We start from the raw sequence: 21,042 nt of genomic DNA on the forward strand, positions 1-21,042 counted from the left end.
AATAGGCTATCGGGTGTGACGTCAATAAAAGTAGCATTTGCCCAGACAAACCCAGTGGTGGGCGATGTTGCCCATAACCTCGAACAACTCCTGAGATATGCCGAAGAAGCTGCAGGTAAGGCCGATGTGCTGGTCTCAGGAGAGCTCGCGATGTCGGGATATCCGCTGGGAGACCTGAGTTACCGCGAAGACGTGATTCATCGTTCAGAAAAAGCCCTGCACAAGTTGGTGGAAGCCTCTAACGCGCCTATGTTTTCGGAACTGTACTTTGTCATCGGCCATGCCACGCTAGCCGCTTCCAAGTTCACACACATTCAGTCCTCCAAGGCGATAGCCCACAACTCAGCCAGCGTAATTCACGGGGGCAAGCTGATAGGCACTTATCACAAGCAAGTGCTGCCTAACTATGACGTGTTCGACGATTGGCGAAACTTTGTTCCTGGTAACCAAGAACTCATTTTTGAGGTGCGTGGAACCACATGCGCAATAGCTATTTGCGAGGACATATGGGATCTGAACTCAACCCGACCAGCAGAACTCAGAAAAGCGGGCGTCGAACTGCTAATCGTTCCAAACGGTTCTCCTTATACTCGCGAAAAGGCGCCCGAGAGACGCGTTGCGGCACGGAAGTTTCAAGATAACTTCGCCGTTGCCTACGCCAACCTGTCCGGTGGGCAGGACGAACTAGTTTTTGACGGCGGGAGCTTTTTACTTGACTCAAGCGGGACCGAAGTGCAGAGAGCTCCCTTCGAAGAGGGCTGCTTTTATGAAACCACCAATGACCTACAGCCGGTGACAAGCGACGATCTGTCCACACTATGGAAGGCCTTAGTTACCGGGTTACGCGACTACTGCAGAAAGACCAACCAAACAAAATTGGTCCTAGGTCTAAGTGGTGGTATTGACTCGGCTCTATCAGCGGCGATTGCTGTCGAAGCCGTCGGTGCGGTCAACGTGATAGGTGTTGCTATGCCGTCCCGTTACTCCTCGGACCACTCGGTAACAGATGCCAAAAAGTTAGCGGCGAACCTCTCAATTGAACTTCGTGAGATTCCGATTGACACAGTGCACAAGGCTTTTGAGTCTTCTCTTCACTTCAGTGACCTGGCGGGAGAGAACCTACAGGCGAGAATCCGGGCAGTACTGCTAATGGGTATCTCCAACACTGATAATGCTCTTCTTCTCTCGACCGGCAACAAGTCGGAGATCGCGGTTGGGTATTCGACCATGTACGGCGACAGCGCGGGCGGATTTGCGCCTATAAAGGACCTTTTCAAATCAGATGTTTGGAGGGTTTCCTCCTGGCTAAATAATCGAGGCAATGGAGAGCTGATCCCCGAAAACTCAATAACCAAGGAGCCGAGTGCGGAACTACGACCTGACCAGATTGACACCGACTCACTTCCTAATTACAAGATTCTCGATCAAGTTCTAGCGCTCCTCATAGAACAATCCGCGACGATTGAGCAGGTGATTGCCAGCGGTCATTCAAGACAACTGGCTGAAAAGATTGAGGGTATGGTCAGGGCCTCAGAATGGAAGCGTTCACAAGGCGCCATCGGAACAAAAACTACGGCGATTGCATTCGGCTTCGGCCGCAGGGTTCCTATCACAACGAGGTTTACCGAACTATGAAGATCAGGACCAGCACTCTGAGGGAGCTTAAGAACAAAGGGATTCGTTTTGCGGCACTAACCAGCTACGACATGCATACAGCCAGCATCTTCGATGCCGCTGGGATAGAAGTTCTATTGGTTGGAGATTCAGCAAGCGACAACGTCCTGGCCAATCAAGGCACAGCTCCAATCACTCTTGACGAGATGATCCCATTTGGAAAGGCAGTTGCAAGAAGCGCTCAAAACTCGCTTGTGGTCTTCGATTTGCCCTTCGGTAGTTACGAAGTCAGTTCCGAACAGGCTCTAATAACCTCTATCCGAGCCATGAAGGAAACTGGCGCGGCAGCTGTAAAGCTCGAGGGGGCCAAGATAGATCAGATTTCAAGAATTGTAGACAACGGTATTCCCGTAATGGGTCACGTCGGTTTCACCCCTCAGACCTTGCACGGACTGGCTGGCTATAAGGTTCAAGGCAGGGATCAGGAAAATGCAGATCGCCTTATGAGCGAGTGCCTAGCGATTCAAAAAGCCGGAGCCTTCGCAATCGTCTTGGAAATGATACCCGCAGCTTTGGCCAAGGAGATCTCTATCGCCCTGGAGATACCGACGATCGGCATCGGCGCTGGATCAGATTGCGACGGCCAGATACTGGTCTGGCAAGACTTTGCAGGATTAGGGGAAAGATCGCCAAAGTTTGCGAAGAAATATCTCAGCCTTCGAGAATCACTCCAGGCTGCGGCAGTGGAGTATCGATCCGAAGTGCAAAATGGCAGCTTTCCTGCCATTGATCAGCAGTTTTAGTCTTCCCACTTTTTTTCATCTTCTTCTCGAAGCGCTTTTGCTCTTGCGATTACGGTGTCGGGCCCAGCCTTCGCACTCTCAATATCCGGAAATGGCCCGATTCGATCAAGCGAGAGAGACTGCGGTCCGCTCTCAACAAGTTGAGTCTTGATGTTAAACCAGAATTCGGGCTTATCGGACAATGTGCCTCCTATATTGCTAAATCAAAAATAGACTAATCGCATGCCAAAAGCTCACAATTCCAGCCTTATCCCCGGGAAAATATCCTCACCGCGAATCGTACCTTCAAACATAGCTAGACCAGAGTATGTTGGAAAGAGCGGACCCGCCAAGCACAAGGGTGGCGACAAGTACGAGGAAGAAACCATTCAAAGAATCCGCGCAGCTAGCAAGCTCGCCGCACAAGCCCTCGAAGCTGTTCTTGCATCGGTAAAACCAGGCGTGACCACGGATCGGCTGGACCAGATAGGGCATGAATTCCTAATAGACCGCGGAGCCTATCCTTCAACACTTGGCTATCGGGGGTTTCCAAAATCTCTGTGTAGCTCATTGAATGAGGTGATTTGCCATGGCATACCTGATGACACGGTCATCGAAGAGGGTGACCTCGTAAACATTGACATAACCGCATTCCTTGACGGAGTCCACGGTGATAACAACGGAACTGTGATTGCAGGAGAAGCGTCAGAGGAAGTCAAATTACTAGTGGAGCGCACTCACGAAGCTATGATGCGAGGCATAAAAGCCGCGATTCCCGGTAGAGAAGTCAACATTATCGGGCGAGCTATCGAGAGCTATGCGAAGCGCTTCAACTACGGAGTTGTTCGTGACTTCACCGGTCATGGAGTTGGGACCAGCTTCCACACCGGTCTAATAATTCCGCACTACGACGAACCGGCTTACCGGGATCTAATCGAACCCGGAATGGTATTCACGATTGAGCCTATGCTTACGCTCGGATCTCAAGATTGGGACATGTGGGACGATGGCTGGACCATCACGACCAAAGACAAAAAATTCTCCGCGCAATTTGAGCACACTATTTTGATAACCGAAACTGGCCCGGAAATACTTACGGAGCTCTAGATGACAAGCATTTCAATCGGTATCGACGTAGGTGGCACCGGGATTAAGGCTGCGCTAGTTGACACCTCAACTGGAGAGCTTGCCTCCTCAAGAATTCGGATTCCAACACCCGATGGCGCAGAGCCCGATGCGGTTGCTCAAATTTGCAAGGGACTCATAAGCCAACTCGAGGCTCCTTCAACTGCCTTGGTCGGTGTGTGCCTTCCAGCAGTTGTCACCAATGGCATTACACGATCAGCCGCCAACATAAGCGACAGCTGGATCGATTTGTGTGCCGAAGACCTACTCATAGCTGCACTCGATCGGAGGGTCCACGTACTCAACGATGCCGACGCAGCCGGAGTCGCCGAAATGACCTACGGTGCCGGACGGAATGCAAGCGGAGTCACAATTATGGCAACTCTCGGAACTGGCATTGGTTCAGCACTTTTTATCCAGAAGACGCTGGTCCCAAACACCGAATTCGGGCACCTGGACATTGGTGAACACTTAAACATCGAAAGCTATGCATCCTACGGTGCGTTCGAGCGCGACCAGATTTCGCCGGAACAATGGGGCCAGCGGTTAGAGAAGTTCTTCGCGCACTTGGAAAAACTATTTAGCCCTGACCTGTTTATCGTCGGTGGCGGAGCCAGCAAGTCTCACGAAGAGTTTTTTCCATTTATCAAGATCAAGACAGCAATTGTTCCTGCTGGCACAAAGAATGCGGCCGGAATCATCGGCGCGGCGGCAATGGCCGTGCAGTACCTATAAAAAGTGAGATGGGTCGGCCGATACGCCGGGTTCTGTAATGCCTAAGCACTGACGGCCATCTATCTCGGCCACAAATTGCTAAGTGGCTCTAGCGACCTACCCGAAGACTAAACGAGCAGTCCTTAGCGTCTTCTTACTTGGTCTTGCTCCCGGTGAGGTTTACCTAGCCGAACTAGTCTCCTAATTCGCTGGTGGTCTCTTACACCACCGTTTCACCCTTACCCCCTAAGGGGCGGTTTACTTTCTGTTGCACTATCTCTTGGGTTACCCCAGGTGGGCGTTACCCACCACCGTGCTCTTTGGAGCCCGGACGTTCCTCGGCAATGCCGCGACCGTCCAGCCGACCCATCTCGACACCAAGACTATCCCTGAATCAGATGGTCGCAAGAGTTGATGGCGAATGTTTCGACGAAACCGGTCCCGAAGAAACGGTAAATACTTATCCCGCCTGGCGCAAAGTTTATGTTCCAGTAGCTCGACTCTGCTGACTGCTGGGCCAACTTCGCAATAACCCTAGATGGCATCATGTGCGTCACCAAAACCACGGTATTACCCTGATTCAAAAGAATAACCTCAGACACTAGTTCGGAAACTCGCTCTTCCAAATCCAGTATTGACTCTCCCCCTGGAGGTCTTTGACTCATCGAAGCGCGCCACTTTGCAACTTCCTCGGTTGACTCAATCTCCATTGCGTCCATAGACATGCCATCCCAATCCCCGAAGGCAATCTCCCTTAGCCGCTCATCAGCAAGTCCAGTTAGCCCTTCAGCGCCAGAAAGGGCCTCGGCAGTCTGAGTAGTCCGCTTCATAGGAGAGTTGATTATTGATGATACGGGTGGAAGGTCAAAAAAGTTCAGCAGGGGCGAAACGGCTGAGGCTGCAAGCATTGCTTCTTTGAGGCCTTTTTCATTCAGTCCTATGTCTTCCCCGTCGCCCCCCGCGATCACATTGGCCAAGGTGCTCTTCGTGCTGCCGTGCCTGATGACTACAAGCGTTGTAGGTTCTATTTTTTGCCTCGGTGCCCGAATGCTTCTTGGCTGAATGGCGGAAAACGGAAGAGCCGACTCCTCGCTATGAAAGTCCCCCTGGTCTAAGGCCCTGTTAGCGTTGGCATCCGCGAAGGTGTTCTTTTCACGTGGAATCCACTCGAGCTTCACGTCAAAGGCCCCCAATAATTGACTAGCCTCGAAAACCAATTCCCTAATCTCCGGGCTCTTGACTTTCCAGCGACCACTGAGCTGTTCGACGACTAATTTAGAATCAAGTCTGATGGTTACCAACCGGTGCTCAGTGGTAGTTAGAAACCTGAGTGCGGCAATTACACCCTGATACTCGGCATAGTTATTTGTCTGGCTTCCTAAGCCCTCGCCGAAATCAGCAATTGCGTTACCAGCATGATCCTGAATGTGGACGCCATAAGATGCTGGTCCAGGGTTTCCCCTTGACGCTCCATCGCAGTAAACAAAGATCATTGTGGAGCCTCAGGTCACTCTCGCACCAAGATTGCGCTGCACTCCGGGCAGATTGCAAGCTCATCATGCGCGATTGCGCGAATCGCACCAAGGGCCGTTGAGGTCAAATTCATGTTGCAAGCCCCGCAGGTCGATCCACGCAGTGACCCAATGGCAGATCCTCGCTTACTTAACTTTTCAAACAGCTCTACAAGACCGGAATCTATCGAAGAGCGGTTTTTTTCCGTCAACCCCCTAAGTTCTGAAAGCTCGAGGGTCACTCTTGCCAAAGATCTATTCGCGTCGTCAGTCGCCATCTTCAAGTCTTCCTGAAGCGCTTCGCGGCTCACCTGAGTTTCAGTCTGCACGGCCTTCGAATCTTCCACACGCTCCATCTGCAGCAGTTGAGCCTCCTCCAGCTCGCCCTTGCGTTTTCCAAGTGTCACTAGCTCGTGCTGGATGCCCGTAATCGTTCTAGTATCCGCGGATTGAGTCAGTCGCTGCTCGTCTCTAGCAATTCGAGCTTCGACTAGCTCAAGATCGCCCTCTGAGCGGCGTAGGTCTCGTTCTATTTCTTCATGGTTACTGAGCATCTGGCTTGCTTGAGAGCTCAACAGCAAAAGTGCTTCGCGTATGCTCTCAGACTCTTCGCCTGCAGCAATCTTTGAGGCTTGGGCTTCGAGCTTACGAATTTGAAATACCTGCTGATTAAAAATCATCAGGACCGGGAGTTGCCTCGGGTCTATTTTCACTGCATCACCACAAAATTCCAAGGGTCGGTCGACAAATCACTGACGATAAAGCTAACAGATTCAAACTTATCACTGAGCTGCTGTTGAGCCACCTCTAGCCACAACCACTCCGCCGCCCAGTGGGCGATGTCCATAAGCGCGGGGCCATTTGTCAACTTGGTCTGCTCGACAAAATCTTGGGACGGGTGATGTCTTAGATCAGAGGTGATGAAAAGATCAAGATTGGCCTCGTGCGCAAGGTTTAGATAGCTGTCGCCCGCTCCAGCAACCAAGCCAACTTTGGCAATCGTTCGATTAGGGTCCCCCGCGACCCTAAGGCCCTGCGCTACTGAGGGAAGCACTTTGGCTGCCGCTCGGGCAAAGTCCAATAGCGAAGTTGGTTTTTCTAGGGTTCCAATAACCCCCTGCTTAGTTTCAGCATCTAGGAAACCTAATGAACCCAAGCCAAGAGCCTTCGCTAAGGTCTGCGAGACGCCGTTAGGGACAAAATCGGCGTTGGTGTGAGCCGAAAAAACTGCAAGGTCATTCTTGATGGCAAATGCTGCCTCTGAGCCCTTTGCCGTATCCTCACGAAGAGTATGCGTGCCCCGTAAGAACATCGGGTGATGCGACAAAATAAGGTTCGCACCAAGGTCCTTGGCATGTGCAAGAACATCGATTGTCACATCCACACTTAGAACGACCGTGTGGACCTCAGAAGAAAGATCCCCAATCATCAACCCGGACCTGTCCCAGTCAGCAATTTCGGATTCCGGCCAAAGCGAATTGAAGTGGTTGACAAGAGAGGATAACTTTTCCATGTCTTCAGCCAATCAAATTAGTGTTTCGTGATTTGTGCCGCATTTCTGGCTCTTAGACTCGCTAAATCGCGACTAAGCCGTTCGAGTGGGCCCTACCGGGCTCGAACCGATGACATCCACGGTGTAAACGTGGCGCTCTACCAACTGAGCTAAAGGCCCCTCGCGAAATCTTACTACCAATCGGTGAGCTTATAGAAGCTCAAGTGCCTTTTTGTAGGATTCAAGATCTCTTGGCTCCCCTGGTGAGGTGATGAACTTCGCCACCAGCTCGCCGGATTTTGAGATCACAAAGGTGCCTCGAGTGGCATGTCCGCGGTCCTCAAGAAATACGTCGTACAGCTGGGTGACAAAACCATGCGGCCAGAAGTCTGCCAATAGCTGGAACCCATACCCCTGATCTTCGGCGAACTTTGCTTGAGTGAACTTGTTGTCAACTGAGATGGCCAGCAACTCGACCTCGGCCGATTCGAAAGTGGATAAGTTGTCTCTGAGCTCACAGAGCTCTTCGGTGCAAGTGCCGGAAAAAGATAGTGGATAAAAAACGAGGACTACCGGCTTTTTACCCTCAAAATCGCTTAGCTTTACGACCTCACCGAACTGATTGGTGAGAGAGAAATCTGGGGCTTTGTCTCCGACGGAAATTGTCATTTATTCTCCCTTTACTTTTTCGACCTAATCGACCCTGAAAAACCGACAGGGTGTCGGACAGATTTCTAAGTCCTATGTAGACTTTAGAGGCTCACACAAGAGCACAAGGAACCCAGGCCACGAAAAGAGGCTTCAGTGTCGCACAACAACCAAGATGCATACGTCCCGCCATCCCCGGACCGCGATCCACAAGAGACAGCGGAATGGCTCGAATCACTGGACGCACTTGCGAAAGCCCACGGTCGTGGTCGCGCAAGAGAAATTATGCAGTCGCTGTTGCGTAGATCGCACGATCTTCAACTGAATGTTCCCCTGGTCCCTACTACCGATTACATAAACACCATTTCCCCCGAGGACGAGCCGGACTTCCCTGGCGACGAGCAAATAGAGCGCACCTATCGTGCTTGGATGCGCTGGAACTCGGCCATCATGGTACACCGAGCTCAGCGACCCGGTATAGCCGTCGGCGGTCACATCTCATCATTTGCTTCGAGCGCTTCGCTCTACGAAGTAGGTTTAACCATTTCTTCAAAGGTCATGACCACCCGGCCGGGGCGGATCAAATTTTCATCCAGGGTCACGCATCACCTGGCCCATACGCTCGGGCGTACTTGGAAGACAGACTTAGTGCGGAAAAATTGGATGCGTTCCGGCAAGAGAAGTCTCGAACCGGAGGTGGGCTGCCCTCATACCCACACCCAAGGCTGCTCCCAGAATTCTGGGAATTCCCGACAGTGTCAATGGGGCTCGGGCCTATCAATGCGATTTACCAAGCGCAATTCAACCGCTACCTCCAAGGACGTGGCTTCAAGGACACCAGCGAACAGCACGTTTGGGCATTCCTGGGTGACGGGGAGCTCGACGAGGTTGAATCTAGAGGCGCCTTGCAGCTTGCTGCAAATGACAGCCTCGATAATCTGACGTTCGTAGTGAACGCTAACCTGCAGCGTCTAGATGGACCTGTTCGAGGTAATGGCAAGATAATTCAAGAACTAGAAAGCTTCTTCCGAGGTGCCGGCTGGAACGTAATTAAGGTTATCTGGGGCAGAGAATGGGATCCATTACTACAGCAAGACACTGACGGTGCGCTGGTTGATCTGATGAACCGAACTCCAGATGGCGATTATCAAACCTATAAGGCCGAATCCGGAGCCTTCGTAAGAGAAAATTTCTTCGGCAGAGACTCAAGAACCGCAAGCATGGTGGGAGCCATGACTGACGACCAAATTTGGGGCTTGAAGCGCGGAGGACACGATTACAAGAAGATCTATGCCGCCTACAAGGCCGCGACAGAGCACAAAGGTCAGCCAACGGTAATAATTACCAAAACCGTGAAGGGCTATGGTCTGGGTAAGAGCTTCGAAGGTCGCAATGCCACGCACCAGATGAAAAAGCTGAGTCTCCAGAATCTCAAGGACTTCCGAGACGAAATGCGCGTACCAATAACCGACGCGCAACTGGAATCAGATCCATACCAGCCGCCTTACTACCACCCCGGCAGAGATGCCCCAGAAATTCAGTACATGCACGAGCGTCGAAAAGAGCTTGGAGGTTACCTTCCTGAACGAAGAAGTAAGTACGTAAACTTCGAACTTCCTACCGATAAGGCATATGCCTCACCTCGCAAGGGGTCCGGCAGCCAAGAAATAGCTACCACTATGTCCTTCGTAAGGATGCTCAAGGATCTTCTCAAATCTGAAGGCTTCGGCGAGCGTATATCCATGATCATCCCGGACGAGGCCCGAACTTTTGGAATGGACGCCTTCTTCCCGACAGCAAAGATTTACAATCCAAACGGTCAGAATTATCTATCAGTCGACCGAGAGCAACTCTTGAGCTACAAAGAGGCGACCAACGGACAGATACTTCACACCGGAATCAATGAGGCGGGCTCGCTTGCCGCATTTACCGCGGCTGGTTCCAGTTACTCGACCCATGGGCAACCTATTATTCCGTTCTACGTCTTTTACTCAATGTTTGGATTCCAACGAACAGCGGACGCCATGTGGCTAGCCGGCGATCAGATGACCAGAGGCTTCTTGATAGGGGCCACTGCCGGGCGAACAACTCTGACCGGAGAAGGCCTACAACATGCCGATGGTCACTCCCCTGTATTGGCAAGCACGAACCCCGCCGTTGTTAGCTACGATCCTGCCTACGGCTATGAAATCGGGCACATAGTTCGAACTGGAATCGAGCGCATGTACGGTGGCGAACACCCGGATCCAAACGTCATGTATTACCTCACCGTCTACAACGAACCTGCACTGCAGCCAGCAGAGCCTGAGGACGTTGATGTTGACGGGATAGTTAGAGGGATACACCTCGTGGGCAAGAACGCAGCATCAGGTCACAAGGCAAAGATTCTTGCATCCGGAGTCGCCATTCCATGGGCACTTGAGGCGCAACAGCTGTTGCTCGAGTGGGGTGTCTCCGCCGATGTTTGGTCGGTTACCAGCTGGACTGAGCTTCGAAAAGACGGACTTGCTTCAGATGAAAAAAGATTCCTGTACCCGAACCAAGACCTAACGATGCCGTACCTGACAGGCAAGCTGGCTGACTCCGAAGGCCCAACCCTTGGAGTCAGCGACTTCATGCACTCGGTGGCAGACATGATCAGACCTTGGATTTCTGGAGACTACGCCACCCTAGGAGCCGACGGCTTTGGATTCTCCGATACCAGAGCTGCCGCACGAAGGTACTTCAAAATTGACGGCCCCTCGATCGCAGTTAGAGTGCTGGAGCAGTTAGTTGCCGAGCAGAAAATTGACCCATCAGTTCCTCAGCTAGCGATTGACAAGTATCGGTTGCACGACGTTGCGGCAGGAACAAGCGGGACAGCCGGTGGAGACTCCTAAGCATCTTGCGTGGCTGAACTCCATAGCCGGAGAGTTAGCCACTGCGACGCTGATTCGGCTCGACGAGACCCTGCCTTGGTATCGAAACATGCCGCCGGTCCGAAGGGCGGCTATAGGCAGTGTCGCCCAAACGGGTATCACCAGCTTTATCAGTTGGTACAAAGATCCGAAGGCCCAGCCATGGGTAGCTGCCGATGTATTTGGTAGTGCTCCAAGAGAACTTCTACGGTCAATTTCGCTCCAGGAAACCCTCCAAGTCATTCAAGTTGTAGTGGAGATGGTTGAGGAAACCGTCCTTAAAGAACACCCTGATCTTCATAACGCGGTTCTGAAATACTCAAGAGACTTGGCCTTCAGCGCCGCGGACGTATACGCACGTGCTGCCGAGGCCCGCGGACTCTGGGATGCCAGACTCGAAGCATTAGTAGTCGATTCGATTATTAGCGGTGAGACATCCCAGGAAATTAGCTCACGCGTCGCTGCGCTTGGCTGGCAGGCGGACGGGGCAGTAGCAGTACTTCTCGGTTCCACCCCATTAAGCGAAGACCCCGATGGCGTGCGCAAGACAGCCAGGAAACTCTCCGCCGACGTGCTAGTTGGAATTCAAGGTAGAAGGCAAGTCGTTGTAGTTGGACTCATGGAGCCAACTAAGGATGCAGAAACGAAAATATACGAGACGGCTGGGGCGCTAGAGCAGTACTTTGGGGCCGGTCCGCTTGTGCTAGGACCAACGGTCCTGAGCGTTTCCGATGCTTCAAAGTCGGCTAAGGCTGCTCTTTCAGCCCTCGCCGTCGCCCCAACTGTCGGCGCAAGCACGCGCCCAATCCCGGCCGACAAACTCCTGCCCGAAAGAGCCCTAGCGGGAGACTCTTTAGCTAAGCAGTCGATGTTGGATAAGTACTACACTCCACTTGCAGATTCTCAATCTGACTTACTTTCTACTCTCCGGGCCTATCTTGAGTGCGGTAGATCTTTGGAAGCAACCTCCAAACAGCTATTTGTTCACGCAAACACAGTTAGATATCGACTAAAACGAGTACAGGAAATTATTATTGAAGACCCAACTGACCCTAGATCCGCCTTCATGCTACAAATAGCCCTCGCGCTAGGGGCCATAAGCGATAGCGAATCGGGAGTTAGAAGATGACGTTGTCGATTGTCGCCTGCCCTGGTCAAGGGTCCCAGACAGCCGGTTTTCTCGGCTCGTGGCTTACGGAAGTCCAGGGCTTCCGGTCCGAGTTGGAAAAACTTTCATCGGCCAGCGGCCTTGACCTGGTCAGCCTGGGAACCACAGCGGACGATGCCCAGATTAAAAACACGGCAATCGCCCAGCCGCTTATCGTGGCGTCTTCAATTGCGGCCTATCGGACATTGTTTGTTACCACCTCCGTAAGAGGGGTACTCGGTCACTCTGTTGGCGAATTTGCGGCTGCCGCAATAGCTGGAGTGATATCGGACTCGGACGCAATGCGACTTGTGGTAATCCGAGCAAATGCGATGGCAAATGCCGCCGCCGAGCATCCAACCAGCATGGCCGCAATTCTCGGTGGGGACCCTTCCGAAGTGGCACTGACAGTGGCTGAAATGGGACTTCAGATAGCAAACCATAATGGAGCAGGCCAGCTAGTGGCTGCGGGCGAGAAGAGCCAGATCGCTGCGCTAATTGCCTCGCCACCGGTCAAATCTAGAGTCATTGAGCTCAAGGTGGCGGGAGCCTTCCATACTCACTACATGGACACTGCGCGCCACGAGTTGGCTGAGGCAGTCAAAGAAGTCGAAGTATTGGATCCGATCATGCAGCTTTGGAGCAACGTGGATGGTCAGATTTGCAACAGCGGACAAAGCTTTCTTAGCTCGCTGGTAAGCCAAGTAACATCACCCGTCCGGTGGGACTTGTGCATGGCCAGCCTGCCAGAAGAGCAATTTGATTTTATCGAGCTTCCTCCCGCCGGAGCTCTTACCGGACTTGTAAAGCGATCGGTCGCCAATGCGAACCCGATAGCCTTGAAGATGCCAACTGATTTCGAGAGGGTTATTAAATGAAACAGCTTCAAGAATCCATTCCAGTTGCTCACAGCCGCATTTATGCGCTGGGGGCCGCAAGAGGAAATCAGGTTGTAACCAACGACGACATAGCCGGCCCAATTGACTCTTCGGACGAGTGGATAAGACAGCGGACCGGAGTATCAACAAGGACCAGAGCAGCCGAAGATCAGTCCCTGATGGACTTGGCTGTGGAGGCCTCAAAAGAGGCAATAGCCAAATCCGGCGTTAAGCCAAGCGAAATCGGCGCGGTAATCCTGGCCACAATTTCGTTTCCTTATCAAACTCCATCTGGGGCTTCACTGCTATCTGAACTAGTTGGCGCTCACGATGCCGCGGCCTATGACATCTCCGCCGCTTGCGCAGGTTACTGCTACGGCATTGCGCAGGCCGATGCACTAGTTCGTTCTGGGTTGTGCAAATACGTTTTGGTGGTTGGAGCCGAAAAGCTTTCAGACTTTATCTCCCCAACTGACCGAACTATAAGCTTCCTTCTGGGCGACGGCGCTGGCGCCGCAATAGTTGGCGCCAGTGACCATCCTGGAATCTCAAGGACAATCTGGGGCGCTGACGGCTCGAGCTGGGACAAGGTCGGCATGACCGGGTCCATCCTGGATTTCCGCGACGGCAAAACCACGTGGCCGACTCTCACGCAAGAGGGGCAGACTGTATTCCGATGGGCAGTTTGGGAAATGTCGAAAGTAGCAAAGCAAGCACTTGAGGCCGCAGGCATTGAAGTCAGCGATCTAAGCGCCTTGGTTATGCACCAAGCTAACTTGCGAATCATAGACGAGTTTGCAAAACAGATGAAGCTTCCAGATACCGTTGTCATAGCCAAGGACATTGTGGAGACTGGAAACACTTCAGCAGCGTCCGTTCCGCTAGCGATGCATCGTATTCTCGAGGAAAAAAAGGTAGCAAGCGGTGGGTATGCGCTACAAATTGGTTTCGGCGCGGGGCTCACCTTCGCGGCCCAAGTTGTAGAGCTCCCATAAGATAAGTCAGTTACTAACGAAACAATTAGGAGAAACCCACATGGCACATACACAGCAAGAGGTACTAGCTGGACTAGCCGAGCTCGTCAACGACGAAACTGGCATCGCAGCAGAGGCTGTACAAATGGAGAAGTCATTCACCGATGATTTAGATATCGATTCGATTTCAATGATGACTATCGTGGTCAACGCCGAAGACAAGTTCAGCGTAAAAATCCCAGACGAAGAAGTAAAGAACCTAATAACTGTGGGCGACGCAGTGAGCTACATAACGGCGAACCAAGACTAACGTGCGTCGCGTAGTTGTTACAGGCATGGGGGCGACCACTCCCCTTGCTGGTGACGCCATGGCTACCTGGGAAGCGCTCTTGCAGGGAAAAAGTGGCGTAACCACGCTGGAGCAGGACTGGGTTGCCAAATACGAATTGCCGGTTACATTCGCCGGCCAAGCGATGGTAGCTGCCAGCACTGTTCTCAGCCCACAAGAGGCAAAACGACTGGATCCCTCCAGCCAATTTGCATTGATTTCAGCTAGGGAAGCCTGGGCAGACGCTGGAGAACCAGAAGTGGACCCGGAACGACTGGCAGTCGACTTTGCAACCGGCATTGGCGGAGTACAGACTCTGCTGGACGCGTGGAGCACTCTCCAAGAGCGCGGTCCGAGACGCGTACTGCCCATGACCGTTCCCATGCTTATGCCAAACGGACCGGCGGCAGCAATAGGAATGGCGCTTAGCGCCAAGGGTGGGGCCAGGACTGCAGTGAGCGCCTGTGCATCCGGAAACGAAGCGATAGCCAACGCCTTCCATAGAATTCAGCGAGGCGAAGCCGATGTGGTAGTTGCCGGCGGTGCTGAAGCAGCGATCCATCCGCTCCCGATAGCGGCCTTCGCCGCGATGCATGCGCTGAGTAGAAAAAACGACTCGCCTTCGGCAGCATCCAGGCCCTACGACACTGACCGAGATGGATTCGTGATGGGAGAAGGGGCAGGCGCTTTAGTTCTTGAGTCTTTGGAGTCCGCCAAGTCTCGCGGTGCGAAGATCTATTGTGAGATTGTCGGCGGCTCGGTCACAAGTGATTCTTATCACATCACGGCGCCGGATCCCGAAGGTGCTGGCGCGGCGAGAGCAATGTTAGACGCTTTGAAACAAGCAGACGCGTCAATTTCAGATGTCGAACACGTAAATGCACACGCAACATCTACGCCAGTCGGGGACATTGCCGAGTACACGGCTATACATAGAGTTTTTGGAGCACACACGGAAAACCTAGTCATAGCCGCCACCAAGGCATCCACCGGTCACCTGCTTGGCGGAGCCGGAGCAATCGAGGCCATCTTTACGATTTTGGCGCTGAAGCAACAACAGGTTCCTCCGACAATTAATCTTGATGACCAGGATCCAGCCATTCCACTGAATGTTCCCAGGGTTATCACGCGTTTACAAAGGCCAGAAGCAATAGCAATATCCAACAGCTTCGGCTTTGGTGGTCACAACGCGGTTCTGGCATTTCGCAACATCTAGACGGCCCTAGGCAACAATCTCACGCCCTCAGGCGCCACCCTCAGAGGCTCGAACAAATCAAACCAAGCTTGTCCCTCGGCAACCCTGATGAGCCTTTCAAATTCGGCCATATTTCCCTGAGACCGAGAAATAAAACTGTGGATCTGCCCGAGCCTTATGACCGGCTCTCCCGCTAAGTCGACGCTCTGACGATGAATCCCCAGCCTCGGATGGACTAAGTAGAGCTCATTTTCCGAGTCTCGGCACTCGATTTCACAGATGATGCCCCGCTTGGATAATTCAGATGCCAAATCAGAACATAGTCCTGTGGGGCCTTTAAGGCTTGTTTGGAGTTGATAGGTCGAAGGTAAGGCCGGCTGGGCAAGCCAGGTCCTGGACGCAGAAAAACTTGCAAGGAGTTCATTTACACCCTTGCACTTATCTTGTGGGCAAGAAAGAACCCACAACAGACAGGTGTCCAGTTTTCAACCTCCGATTCAGATAAACATCTTCCCCAATGTCCTGAATCGTTGCTTTGAGGATAAACCTCGAGCCCTAGAAAAGTCAAAATGTTTTTGAGCCACACTCAAGAGAGCGAGCCCACGCAGTCTCCAGCGGGTTATATTTGTCGGATTATGAGCAAACTCTACTTTCGCTACGGTGCCATGAATTCAGGCAAATCCACCGCCCTGCTTCAGGCTGCCTACAACTACGAAGAACGATCTCAACACGTCCTAATTGCCAAGCCATCCGTAGACTCCAAGGGCGATAAGTCCATAGTCAGCAGACTGGGTGTCTCTAGAGACGTTGATTTCCTGATCACCCCGTCGCAGAACCTGCGAGAAAAATTTGCAAGCGAAGCGGAATCTCTGAGACAAGCTGAAGACAAGCAAATCGCTTGCCTGCTGTTGGATGAGGCCCAATTCCTCTCTCCAGAACAAGTAGACCAATGTCTTGAGATTGCTGTCCTTGATGGAGTCCCCGTCTTGGCCTACGGAATTCGGACGGATTTTAAAACGCTGAGCTTCCCCGGGAGCAAAAGGCTTCTTGAGATTTCGCACAGCCTTGAAGAACTGAAGACTATTTGCCGCTGCGGTCGCAAGGCAATGTTCAATGGGCGACTCCTAAATGGAGTCTTCATCTTCGATGGTGAGCAAGTCGCCATTGACGGCGACCAGGTGACCTATGAGTCACTTTGTGCAAACTGTTACCTGGAGAAAACCCTCTAGGTCTGTAACGGTTATGTAACAATCAGACCAGCGATGCGTAACAATCACCCATCATCGACAGCTGCTTTTCACCAACAGGCCTAGTCTGGACTCACACGTCCAATTGGTTCGTGCCGCTCTCGAAGAACTTTCGGAGTGAGATGTTTCTCCATGAAAGAGGACACGTGAAAAGCAAATCATTATCAGTTCTTGCAGTTGCTTCAGCTGCGGCACTATTTTTGGCGGGTTGCGCCAGCACCGAAGGTGAAACAACCACGCCCGCTGCAACAGAGACAACTACTACCACTACTACTGAGGCGGCAGGTTCACTGCTAGACAGCGTTATCGCTGCAGGCTCAGTGCGTTGTGGAACTCGCGATGCCCTTCCGGGTTTTGCGGTTCTTAACGACGCCGGTGAGCACGTTGGATTCGATTCGGACTTCTGTCGCGTAATTGCCGCAGCCGTCCTTGGAGATGCCACTGCAGTTGAAATGATCGACCTAGAGACTGCAGACCGCTTCACAGCCCTTCAGAGCGGCGCAATAGACGTTCTAGTCCGAAACACCACTTGGACTGCGACGCGGGATGGTAGCGAGGGTGCAAACTTCCTACAGCCAACCTTCTACGACGGCCAGGGAATGATGGTTACCTCGGACAGCGGTTACAACACGATTGCGGCCATGGATGGGGCAATCATCTGTGTAGCCAAGGGCACAACTACTGAGGGCAACGCTGCTCTTGAGTCGTCTCGCCTAGGTCTAGATTGGGAAATCCGTTCCTTCGATGAGACCGACCTAATTCTGGAGGCGTTCCTTGCCGGTCAGTGTGACGGATGGTCATCAGATGTTAGCCAGCTAACCGGGCTACGATCTGCCTACCCAAACGGAAGTGAAGCTCTAACGATCCTTCCAGAAGTGTTCTCAAAGGAGCCACTGGCGCCAGCAGTTCTTGACGGGGACACCGCTTGGGCACAGGCAGTCAACTGGGCAATACTGGCTACAATCCAAGCCGAGGAGTTTGGAATCACCAGTGCGAACGTTGACAGCATTCGTGACACTACAGAGGACGTCGGAATACTTCGTTTCCTTGGAGCTGAAGTTCCAGGTAGCGACGGAGCGGCTGTTCTAGATCCGAACCTTTCATTACCTACCGACTTTGCCTACCAAGTAGTCAAGCAGGTCGGAAACTACGGAGAGATATTTGCTCGTCACCTAACCCCACTGGGTCTAGACCGCGGTCTGAACTCATTGTGGAACGCTGGTGGAATTCTCTACGCACCTCCTTACCGTTAAATAAACATCGTCATTACGACAACAGGTAACTCAATTGAGGGCTCAATAAAATGAGCCCTCAATTGAGCACACCCTCAAAGGTGCCTTTTTATAGAGACATAAGAACCCTCAAATGGGCACTGCAAATACTTGCTCTACTGGCAGTGTTTGCTCTGCTCTACTGGCTCTACGGCAACTACCAAGAAAATGTGGCAAAAAGCAGCATTCAAACCGATCTTCGCTTTCTCGACAATCCCGCAAACTTTACAATTCCAGGAAATGACCTAGACCAATCGCAACCCGTTCGAGACGCCTTCGTCGAGGGTTTTCTAAATACCCTCAGAGTCGCATTCATAGGAGTCGCACTTGCCACGATTCTGGGTACCCTGATTGGTATAGCCAGACTCTCCAAAAACTTTATGGTCAGAACTCTCGGCACCGTCTACGTTGAATTGGTTCGAAACCTACCGCTACTACTCCTACTGACATTCATGAATCTTGCAGTCGTTTTGCAGGCCTTTCCACGAATTGAAAATGCGTGGTTACCACTTGATCTATTCGTCGTTTCCAACCGCGGCATCGCCATCCCTTGGTTCATTGGTTCTCCCGCCCAGCTGGGAATTGGCATCCTTAGTGCTGCACTGATTGCATTCGTGGTAGCCAGAGTTCGAATTAGGCAGGCGGATAAAAGCGGAAAGCAAGACCGAGCATGGCTCTTCGGAATATTCACATTCCTGGCTTTGGTAGTTCTGATTTGGCTGCTCTTTGGATACGGCTGGGAACTGCCTTACGTCGATGGCAGGGGCACCTCGGGCGGACTAAGACTGGACCCGTCGTTCTTCGCTCTGGTCGCATCTCTAGTGATTTACACAAGCAGCCACATAGCAGAGATTGTGCGCGGTTCGATCCTGGCTGTGTCCAGAGGTCAAGGGGAGGCTGCGGATGCCATTGCGCTAACCGGTTCTCAAAAGATGAGATTGATTATTCTTCCTCAGGCATTTCGGATTGCAATGCCGGCACTTGGCAACCAGTACTTAAACCTAATTAAGAATTCATCTCTAGGAGCGACCATAAGCTACTTTGAGCTCACGCAAATCGCTCAAATCACTGTTGGTAATGGCTCTCCTGCAGTTCCAGCTTTCTCTCTTACCCTGTTGGTCTATTTGGCAATTTCGCTCGTGACTAGCCTCATAGTGAACTTCTTCAATAGAAGACTTGCGTTGGTGGAACGATGATTACATGGATTAGAAGAAACCTTTTCAGGTCAATTACCGACTCGATACTCACCGTAGTTTCGGCTAGCATCCTGGGTTTCGTTGTCTTTCAGGTATTTCAATTCGTATTCGTCACTGGACGCTGGGAAATTATTCAGGTCAACCTAAAAATTCTTCTGGTTGGCCGCTTTCCCGAGGAAGTGATGTACCTGGTTGGTTTCTCGGTACTGGCGACCTGCTTTTCGATAGCAAGCCTTGCCTCAGGGGCCAATCGCACGATCGAAACCACGCAAAGACTGTCCGGCAGGCTGTGGGAGCTGTTCCAGCGCTTCGGCTTGATTATTGCCACCTCAACATTCCTGATTGTGCTTGCTGGGGATCTTAATGCCATTCTTTTCGGCGCATACGTAATACTCTCCATACTTGGAGGAAGGCTTTTCGGAAGAGCCAGGCGCAACACCTCACTCAGGAAATTGCCCGGATGGCTGTGGGTCACGATAAATGCACTGTTGCCGCTGATACTAATATTTCTGACAATGGGACAGGCCGCGCTCGAGGAGTGGGGAGGGTTCCTGATTAATTTCTACCTTGCCGTGGTCAGCATCGCACTGAGTTTTCCACTGGGCGTGCTATTGGCCCTCGGTAGAAGGTCAACACTCCCCCTTCTTCGATGGCTATGCACCGCATACATCGAGCTGCTCCGGGGTGCTCCGCTTTTTGTTCTTCTGCTGCTGGCGGGTGTGGCATTGGAGTTCTTTATACCGGCGAGCATCGCACCCGATGCCATCTTCCGGGCAATAACCGTCTTCACCTTGTTTACCGCCGCGTATCTGGCGGAAGTAATTAGGGGCGGCTTACAGTCGATACCGAAAGGTCAAGCAGAGGCAGGCAAGGCGCTCGGATTGTCGACCTTCAAGATTACATTCCTGATTACTCTGCCCCAGGCGCTGAGAAACGTTATCCCCGCCCAGATAGGTCAATTCATCTCCCTTTTCAAGGACACCACTCTTGCCGGAGTCGCGCTCAGTGTCCTTGATCTACTAAATGTTGGTACAGCTATAACGAAGCAGGATGACTACCTTGGACAGGGCCTAATTTATGAATCCCTCGCCTTTGTGGGGCTACTGTTCTGGGTTGGATCATATGTAATGAGTAGGGAAAGTCAAAGAATAGAAAAGAAACTAGGAGTTGGTGTTCGATGAGCAATGAAGTCTTCAAGGATGCATCCAAAATGTCGGGTGGACGCGAATCCGATGATGCCATTATCGTCATCGACGGTGTCTATAAGCGCTTCAAGGACTTTGAGGCGCTGAAGAACATAAAAATGCAGGTTGGCCGTAAGGAAGTTGTCGTAGTAATCGGCCCATCCGGTTCCGGAAAGTCGACTCTAATCCGCTGTATAAACAGGCTCGAGACCCATGACGCAGGCCACATCTTCGTCGACGGCACTGCACTGACTACTGACATTAGAAATATTCAGGAGATACGAAGAGAAACCGGCATGGTGTTCCAGAACTTCAACCTGTTCCCCCACCTCACCGTCCTAACTAACGTTGCAATTGGACCTAGAAGAGTTCGCGGTCTTTCTAAATCTGCAGCCGAAGAGCTTGCCATGGAGCTATTGACGAGAGTGAAGATTCCGGAGCAGGCAGATAAATTTCCAGCCCAGCTGTCCGGGGGTCAGCAGCAACGAGTTGCCCTAGCTCGTGCTCTAGCAATGACCCCAAAGGTGATGCTGTTTGATGAGCCCACAAGTGCGTTGGACCCGGAGATGATCAATGAGGTTCTGGATGCAATGAAAGAGCTAGCCCAAGAAGGCATGACCATGATTGTGGTTACACATGAAATGGGCTTCGCCCGCGAAGTTGCCGACCGAGTTGTCTTTATGGACAAGGGCGAAATCGTAGAAGTAGGAACGCCTTCAGAAATATTTGACAGCCCAAAAGAAGAGCGGACTAAAAAGTTCTTGTCCCAAATTCTTTAGAAAAATTACGCCTCGTTTCACTCGACTTGCTTGAAACCGAGCTCCCTGTAACCCTTACCG

General features: G+C 52.0%; 20 protein-coding genes, 1 tRNA gene, 1 other RNA gene and 1 pseudogene. 15 read left to right on the forward strand and 8 right to left on the reverse strand.

All coding sequences use genetic code 11. From position 1 onward, the window contains the following. Positions 1-15 precede the first annotated feature (15 nt). Positions 16-1,635: an NAD+ synthase gene (locus ABXT50_RS03730; protein ID WP_415273570.1), complete on the forward strand. Its 1,620-nt coding sequence runs from the start codon at positions 16-18 to the stop codon at positions 1,633-1,635. Continuing rightward, positions 1,632-2,417: a 3-methyl-2-oxobutanoate hydroxymethyltransferase gene (gene panB, locus ABXT50_RS03735; protein WP_415273571.1), complete on the forward strand. Its 786-nt coding sequence runs from the start codon at positions 1,632-1,634 to the stop codon at positions 2,415-2,417. Before ABXT50_RS03730 ends, panB begins: the two co-directional genes overlap by 4 nt. Here the strand turns inward: panB and ABXT50_RS03740 are convergent. Further along, positions 2,414-2,599 (reverse strand): hypothetical protein, encoded by a 186-nt coding sequence (locus tag ABXT50_RS03740; RefSeq protein WP_415273572.1) that lies wholly within the window; start codon positions 2,597-2,599, stop codon positions 2,414-2,416. The two genes, panB and ABXT50_RS03740, sit on opposite strands and share 4 nt — an antisense overlap. A 40-nt stretch (positions 2,600-2,639) precedes the next feature. Between ABXT50_RS03740 and map the strand changes: the two genes are divergently transcribed. Continuing rightward, entirely contained in the window at positions 2,640-3,503 is an 864-nt protein-coding gene (map, locus tag ABXT50_RS03745) for a type I methionyl aminopeptidase (RefSeq protein WP_415273573.1), read from the forward strand. Continuing rightward, a complete protein-coding gene (gene ppgK / locus ABXT50_RS03750) occupies positions 3,504-4,256 on the forward strand; it encodes a polyphosphate--glucose phosphotransferase (protein WP_415273574.1) in 753 nt (250 codons plus the stop codon). A gap of 5 nt (positions 4,257-4,261) precedes the next feature. Here ppgK and rnpB read toward each other — a convergent pair. From rnpB to ABXT50_RS03780, 6 genes are all read right to left on the reverse strand, one after another. After that, an RNA gene (gene rnpB / locus ABXT50_RS03755) (RNase P RNA component class A) lies at positions 4,262-4,604 on the reverse strand. 14 nt (positions 4,605-4,618) lie between these two features. Continuing rightward, a complete protein-coding gene (locus ABXT50_RS03760) occupies positions 4,619-5,728 on the reverse strand; it encodes a histidine phosphatase family protein (protein ID WP_415273575.1) in 1,110 nt (369 codons plus the stop codon). A 14-nt stretch (positions 5,729-5,742) separates the two neighbouring features. Further along, positions 5,743-6,426 carry a zinc ribbon domain-containing protein gene (locus tag ABXT50_RS03765; protein ID WP_415273576.1) on the reverse strand — a complete coding sequence of 228 codons (684 nt, stop codon included), beginning with the start codon at positions 6,424-6,426 and terminating at the stop codon, positions 5,743-5,745. A 29-nt stretch (positions 6,427-6,455) separates the two neighbouring features. Further along, entirely contained in the window at positions 6,456-7,271 is an 816-nt protein-coding gene (locus ABXT50_RS03770; protein WP_415273577.1) for a Nif3-like dinuclear metal center hexameric protein, read from the reverse strand. Positions 7,272-7,345: 74 nt separating this feature from the next. Next, positions 7,346-7,418 (reverse strand) — tRNA-Val (locus ABXT50_RS03775). Between the two features lie 30 nt (positions 7,419-7,448). After that, positions 7,449-7,907: a peroxiredoxin gene (locus ABXT50_RS03780; protein ID WP_415273578.1), complete on the reverse strand. Its 459-nt coding sequence runs from the start codon at positions 7,905-7,907 to the stop codon at positions 7,449-7,451. A 135-nt stretch (positions 7,908-8,042) separates the two neighbouring features. Here ABXT50_RS03780 and aceE point away from each other — a divergent pair. The 6 genes and pseudogenes from aceE to ABXT50_RS03810 all read left to right on the forward strand — a co-directional run bounded on the left by aceE (position 8,043) and on the right by ABXT50_RS03810 (position 15,326). After that, positions 8,043-10,765, forward strand: a pseudogene (aceE, locus tag ABXT50_RS03785) (pyruvate dehydrogenase (acetyl-transferring), homodimeric type). Between the two features lie 88 nt (positions 10,766-10,853). Next, positions 10,854-11,912, forward strand: coding sequence for a PucR family transcriptional regulator (locus tag ABXT50_RS03790; RefSeq protein WP_415274803.1), 1,059 nt, complete (start codon positions 10,854-10,856; stop codon positions 11,910-11,912). Then, complete coding sequence (locus ABXT50_RS03795) at positions 11,909-12,808, forward strand: ACP S-malonyltransferase (RefSeq protein WP_415273579.1); 900 nt, start codon at positions 11,909-11,911, stop codon at positions 12,806-12,808. Before ABXT50_RS03790 ends, ABXT50_RS03795 begins: the two co-directional genes overlap by 4 nt. Continuing rightward, the gene (locus tag ABXT50_RS03800) at positions 12,805-13,803 is read left to right on the forward strand and encodes a beta-ketoacyl-ACP synthase III (RefSeq protein WP_415273580.1); all 999 of its coding nucleotides are present in this window, start codon (positions 12,805-12,807) and stop codon (positions 13,801-13,803) included. Before ABXT50_RS03795 ends, ABXT50_RS03800 begins: the two co-directional genes overlap by 4 nt. A gap of 40 nt (positions 13,804-13,843) precedes the next feature. Continuing rightward, the gene (locus ABXT50_RS03805; protein ID WP_415273581.1) at positions 13,844-14,092 is read left to right on the forward strand and encodes an acyl carrier protein; all 249 of its coding nucleotides are present in this window, start codon (positions 13,844-13,846) and stop codon (positions 14,090-14,092) included. 25 nt (positions 14,093-14,117) lie between these two features. Further along, a complete protein-coding gene (locus ABXT50_RS03810) occupies positions 14,118-15,326 on the forward strand; it encodes a beta-ketoacyl-[acyl-carrier-protein] synthase family protein (RefSeq protein ID WP_415274804.1) in 1,209 nt (402 codons plus the stop codon). Here the strand turns inward: ABXT50_RS03810 and ABXT50_RS03815 are convergent. Then, complete coding sequence (locus tag ABXT50_RS03815) at positions 15,323-15,772, reverse strand: DUF3145 family protein (RefSeq protein WP_415273582.1); 450 nt, start codon at positions 15,770-15,772, stop codon at positions 15,323-15,325. The genes ABXT50_RS03810 and ABXT50_RS03815 overlap by 4 nt on opposite strands. Positions 15,773-15,940: 168 nt before the next feature. On the opposite strand from ABXT50_RS03815, the gene ABXT50_RS03820 reads away from it, so the two are divergent. From ABXT50_RS03820 to ABXT50_RS03840, 5 genes are all read left to right on the forward strand, one after another. Continuing rightward, positions 15,941-16,534, forward strand: a complete 594-nt coding sequence (locus ABXT50_RS03820) for a thymidine kinase (protein WP_415273583.1) — start codon at positions 15,941-15,943, stop codon at positions 16,532-16,534. Positions 16,535-16,698: 164 nt separating this feature from the next. Then, positions 16,699-17,805, forward strand: coding sequence for an amino acid ABC transporter substrate-binding protein (locus ABXT50_RS03825; protein ID WP_415273584.1), 1,107 nt, complete (start codon positions 16,699-16,701; stop codon positions 17,803-17,805). Between the two features lie 50 nt (positions 17,806-17,855). After that, positions 17,856-19,019: an amino acid ABC transporter permease gene (locus tag ABXT50_RS03830; protein WP_415273585.1), complete on the forward strand. Its 1,164-nt coding sequence runs from the start codon at positions 17,856-17,858 to the stop codon at positions 19,017-19,019. Beyond that, positions 19,016-20,200, forward strand: a complete 1,185-nt coding sequence (locus ABXT50_RS03835) for an amino acid ABC transporter permease (protein ID WP_415273586.1) — start codon at positions 19,016-19,018, stop codon at positions 20,198-20,200. The genes ABXT50_RS03830 and ABXT50_RS03835 overlap by 4 nt, the downstream gene beginning before the upstream one ends. Then, positions 20,197-20,982, forward strand: coding sequence for an amino acid ABC transporter ATP-binding protein (locus tag ABXT50_RS03840; protein ID WP_415273587.1), 786 nt, complete (start codon positions 20,197-20,199; stop codon positions 20,980-20,982). The genes ABXT50_RS03835 and ABXT50_RS03840 overlap by 4 nt, the downstream gene beginning before the upstream one ends. The last annotated feature ends 60 nt before the right edge of the window (positions 20,983-21,042 follow it).

The sequence above is a fragment of the Aquiluna sp. Uisw_065 genome (assembly GCF_047731275.1).
In the GTDB taxonomy this organism is placed as follows: domain Bacteria; phylum Actinomycetota; class Actinomycetes; order Actinomycetales; family Microbacteriaceae; genus Aquiluna.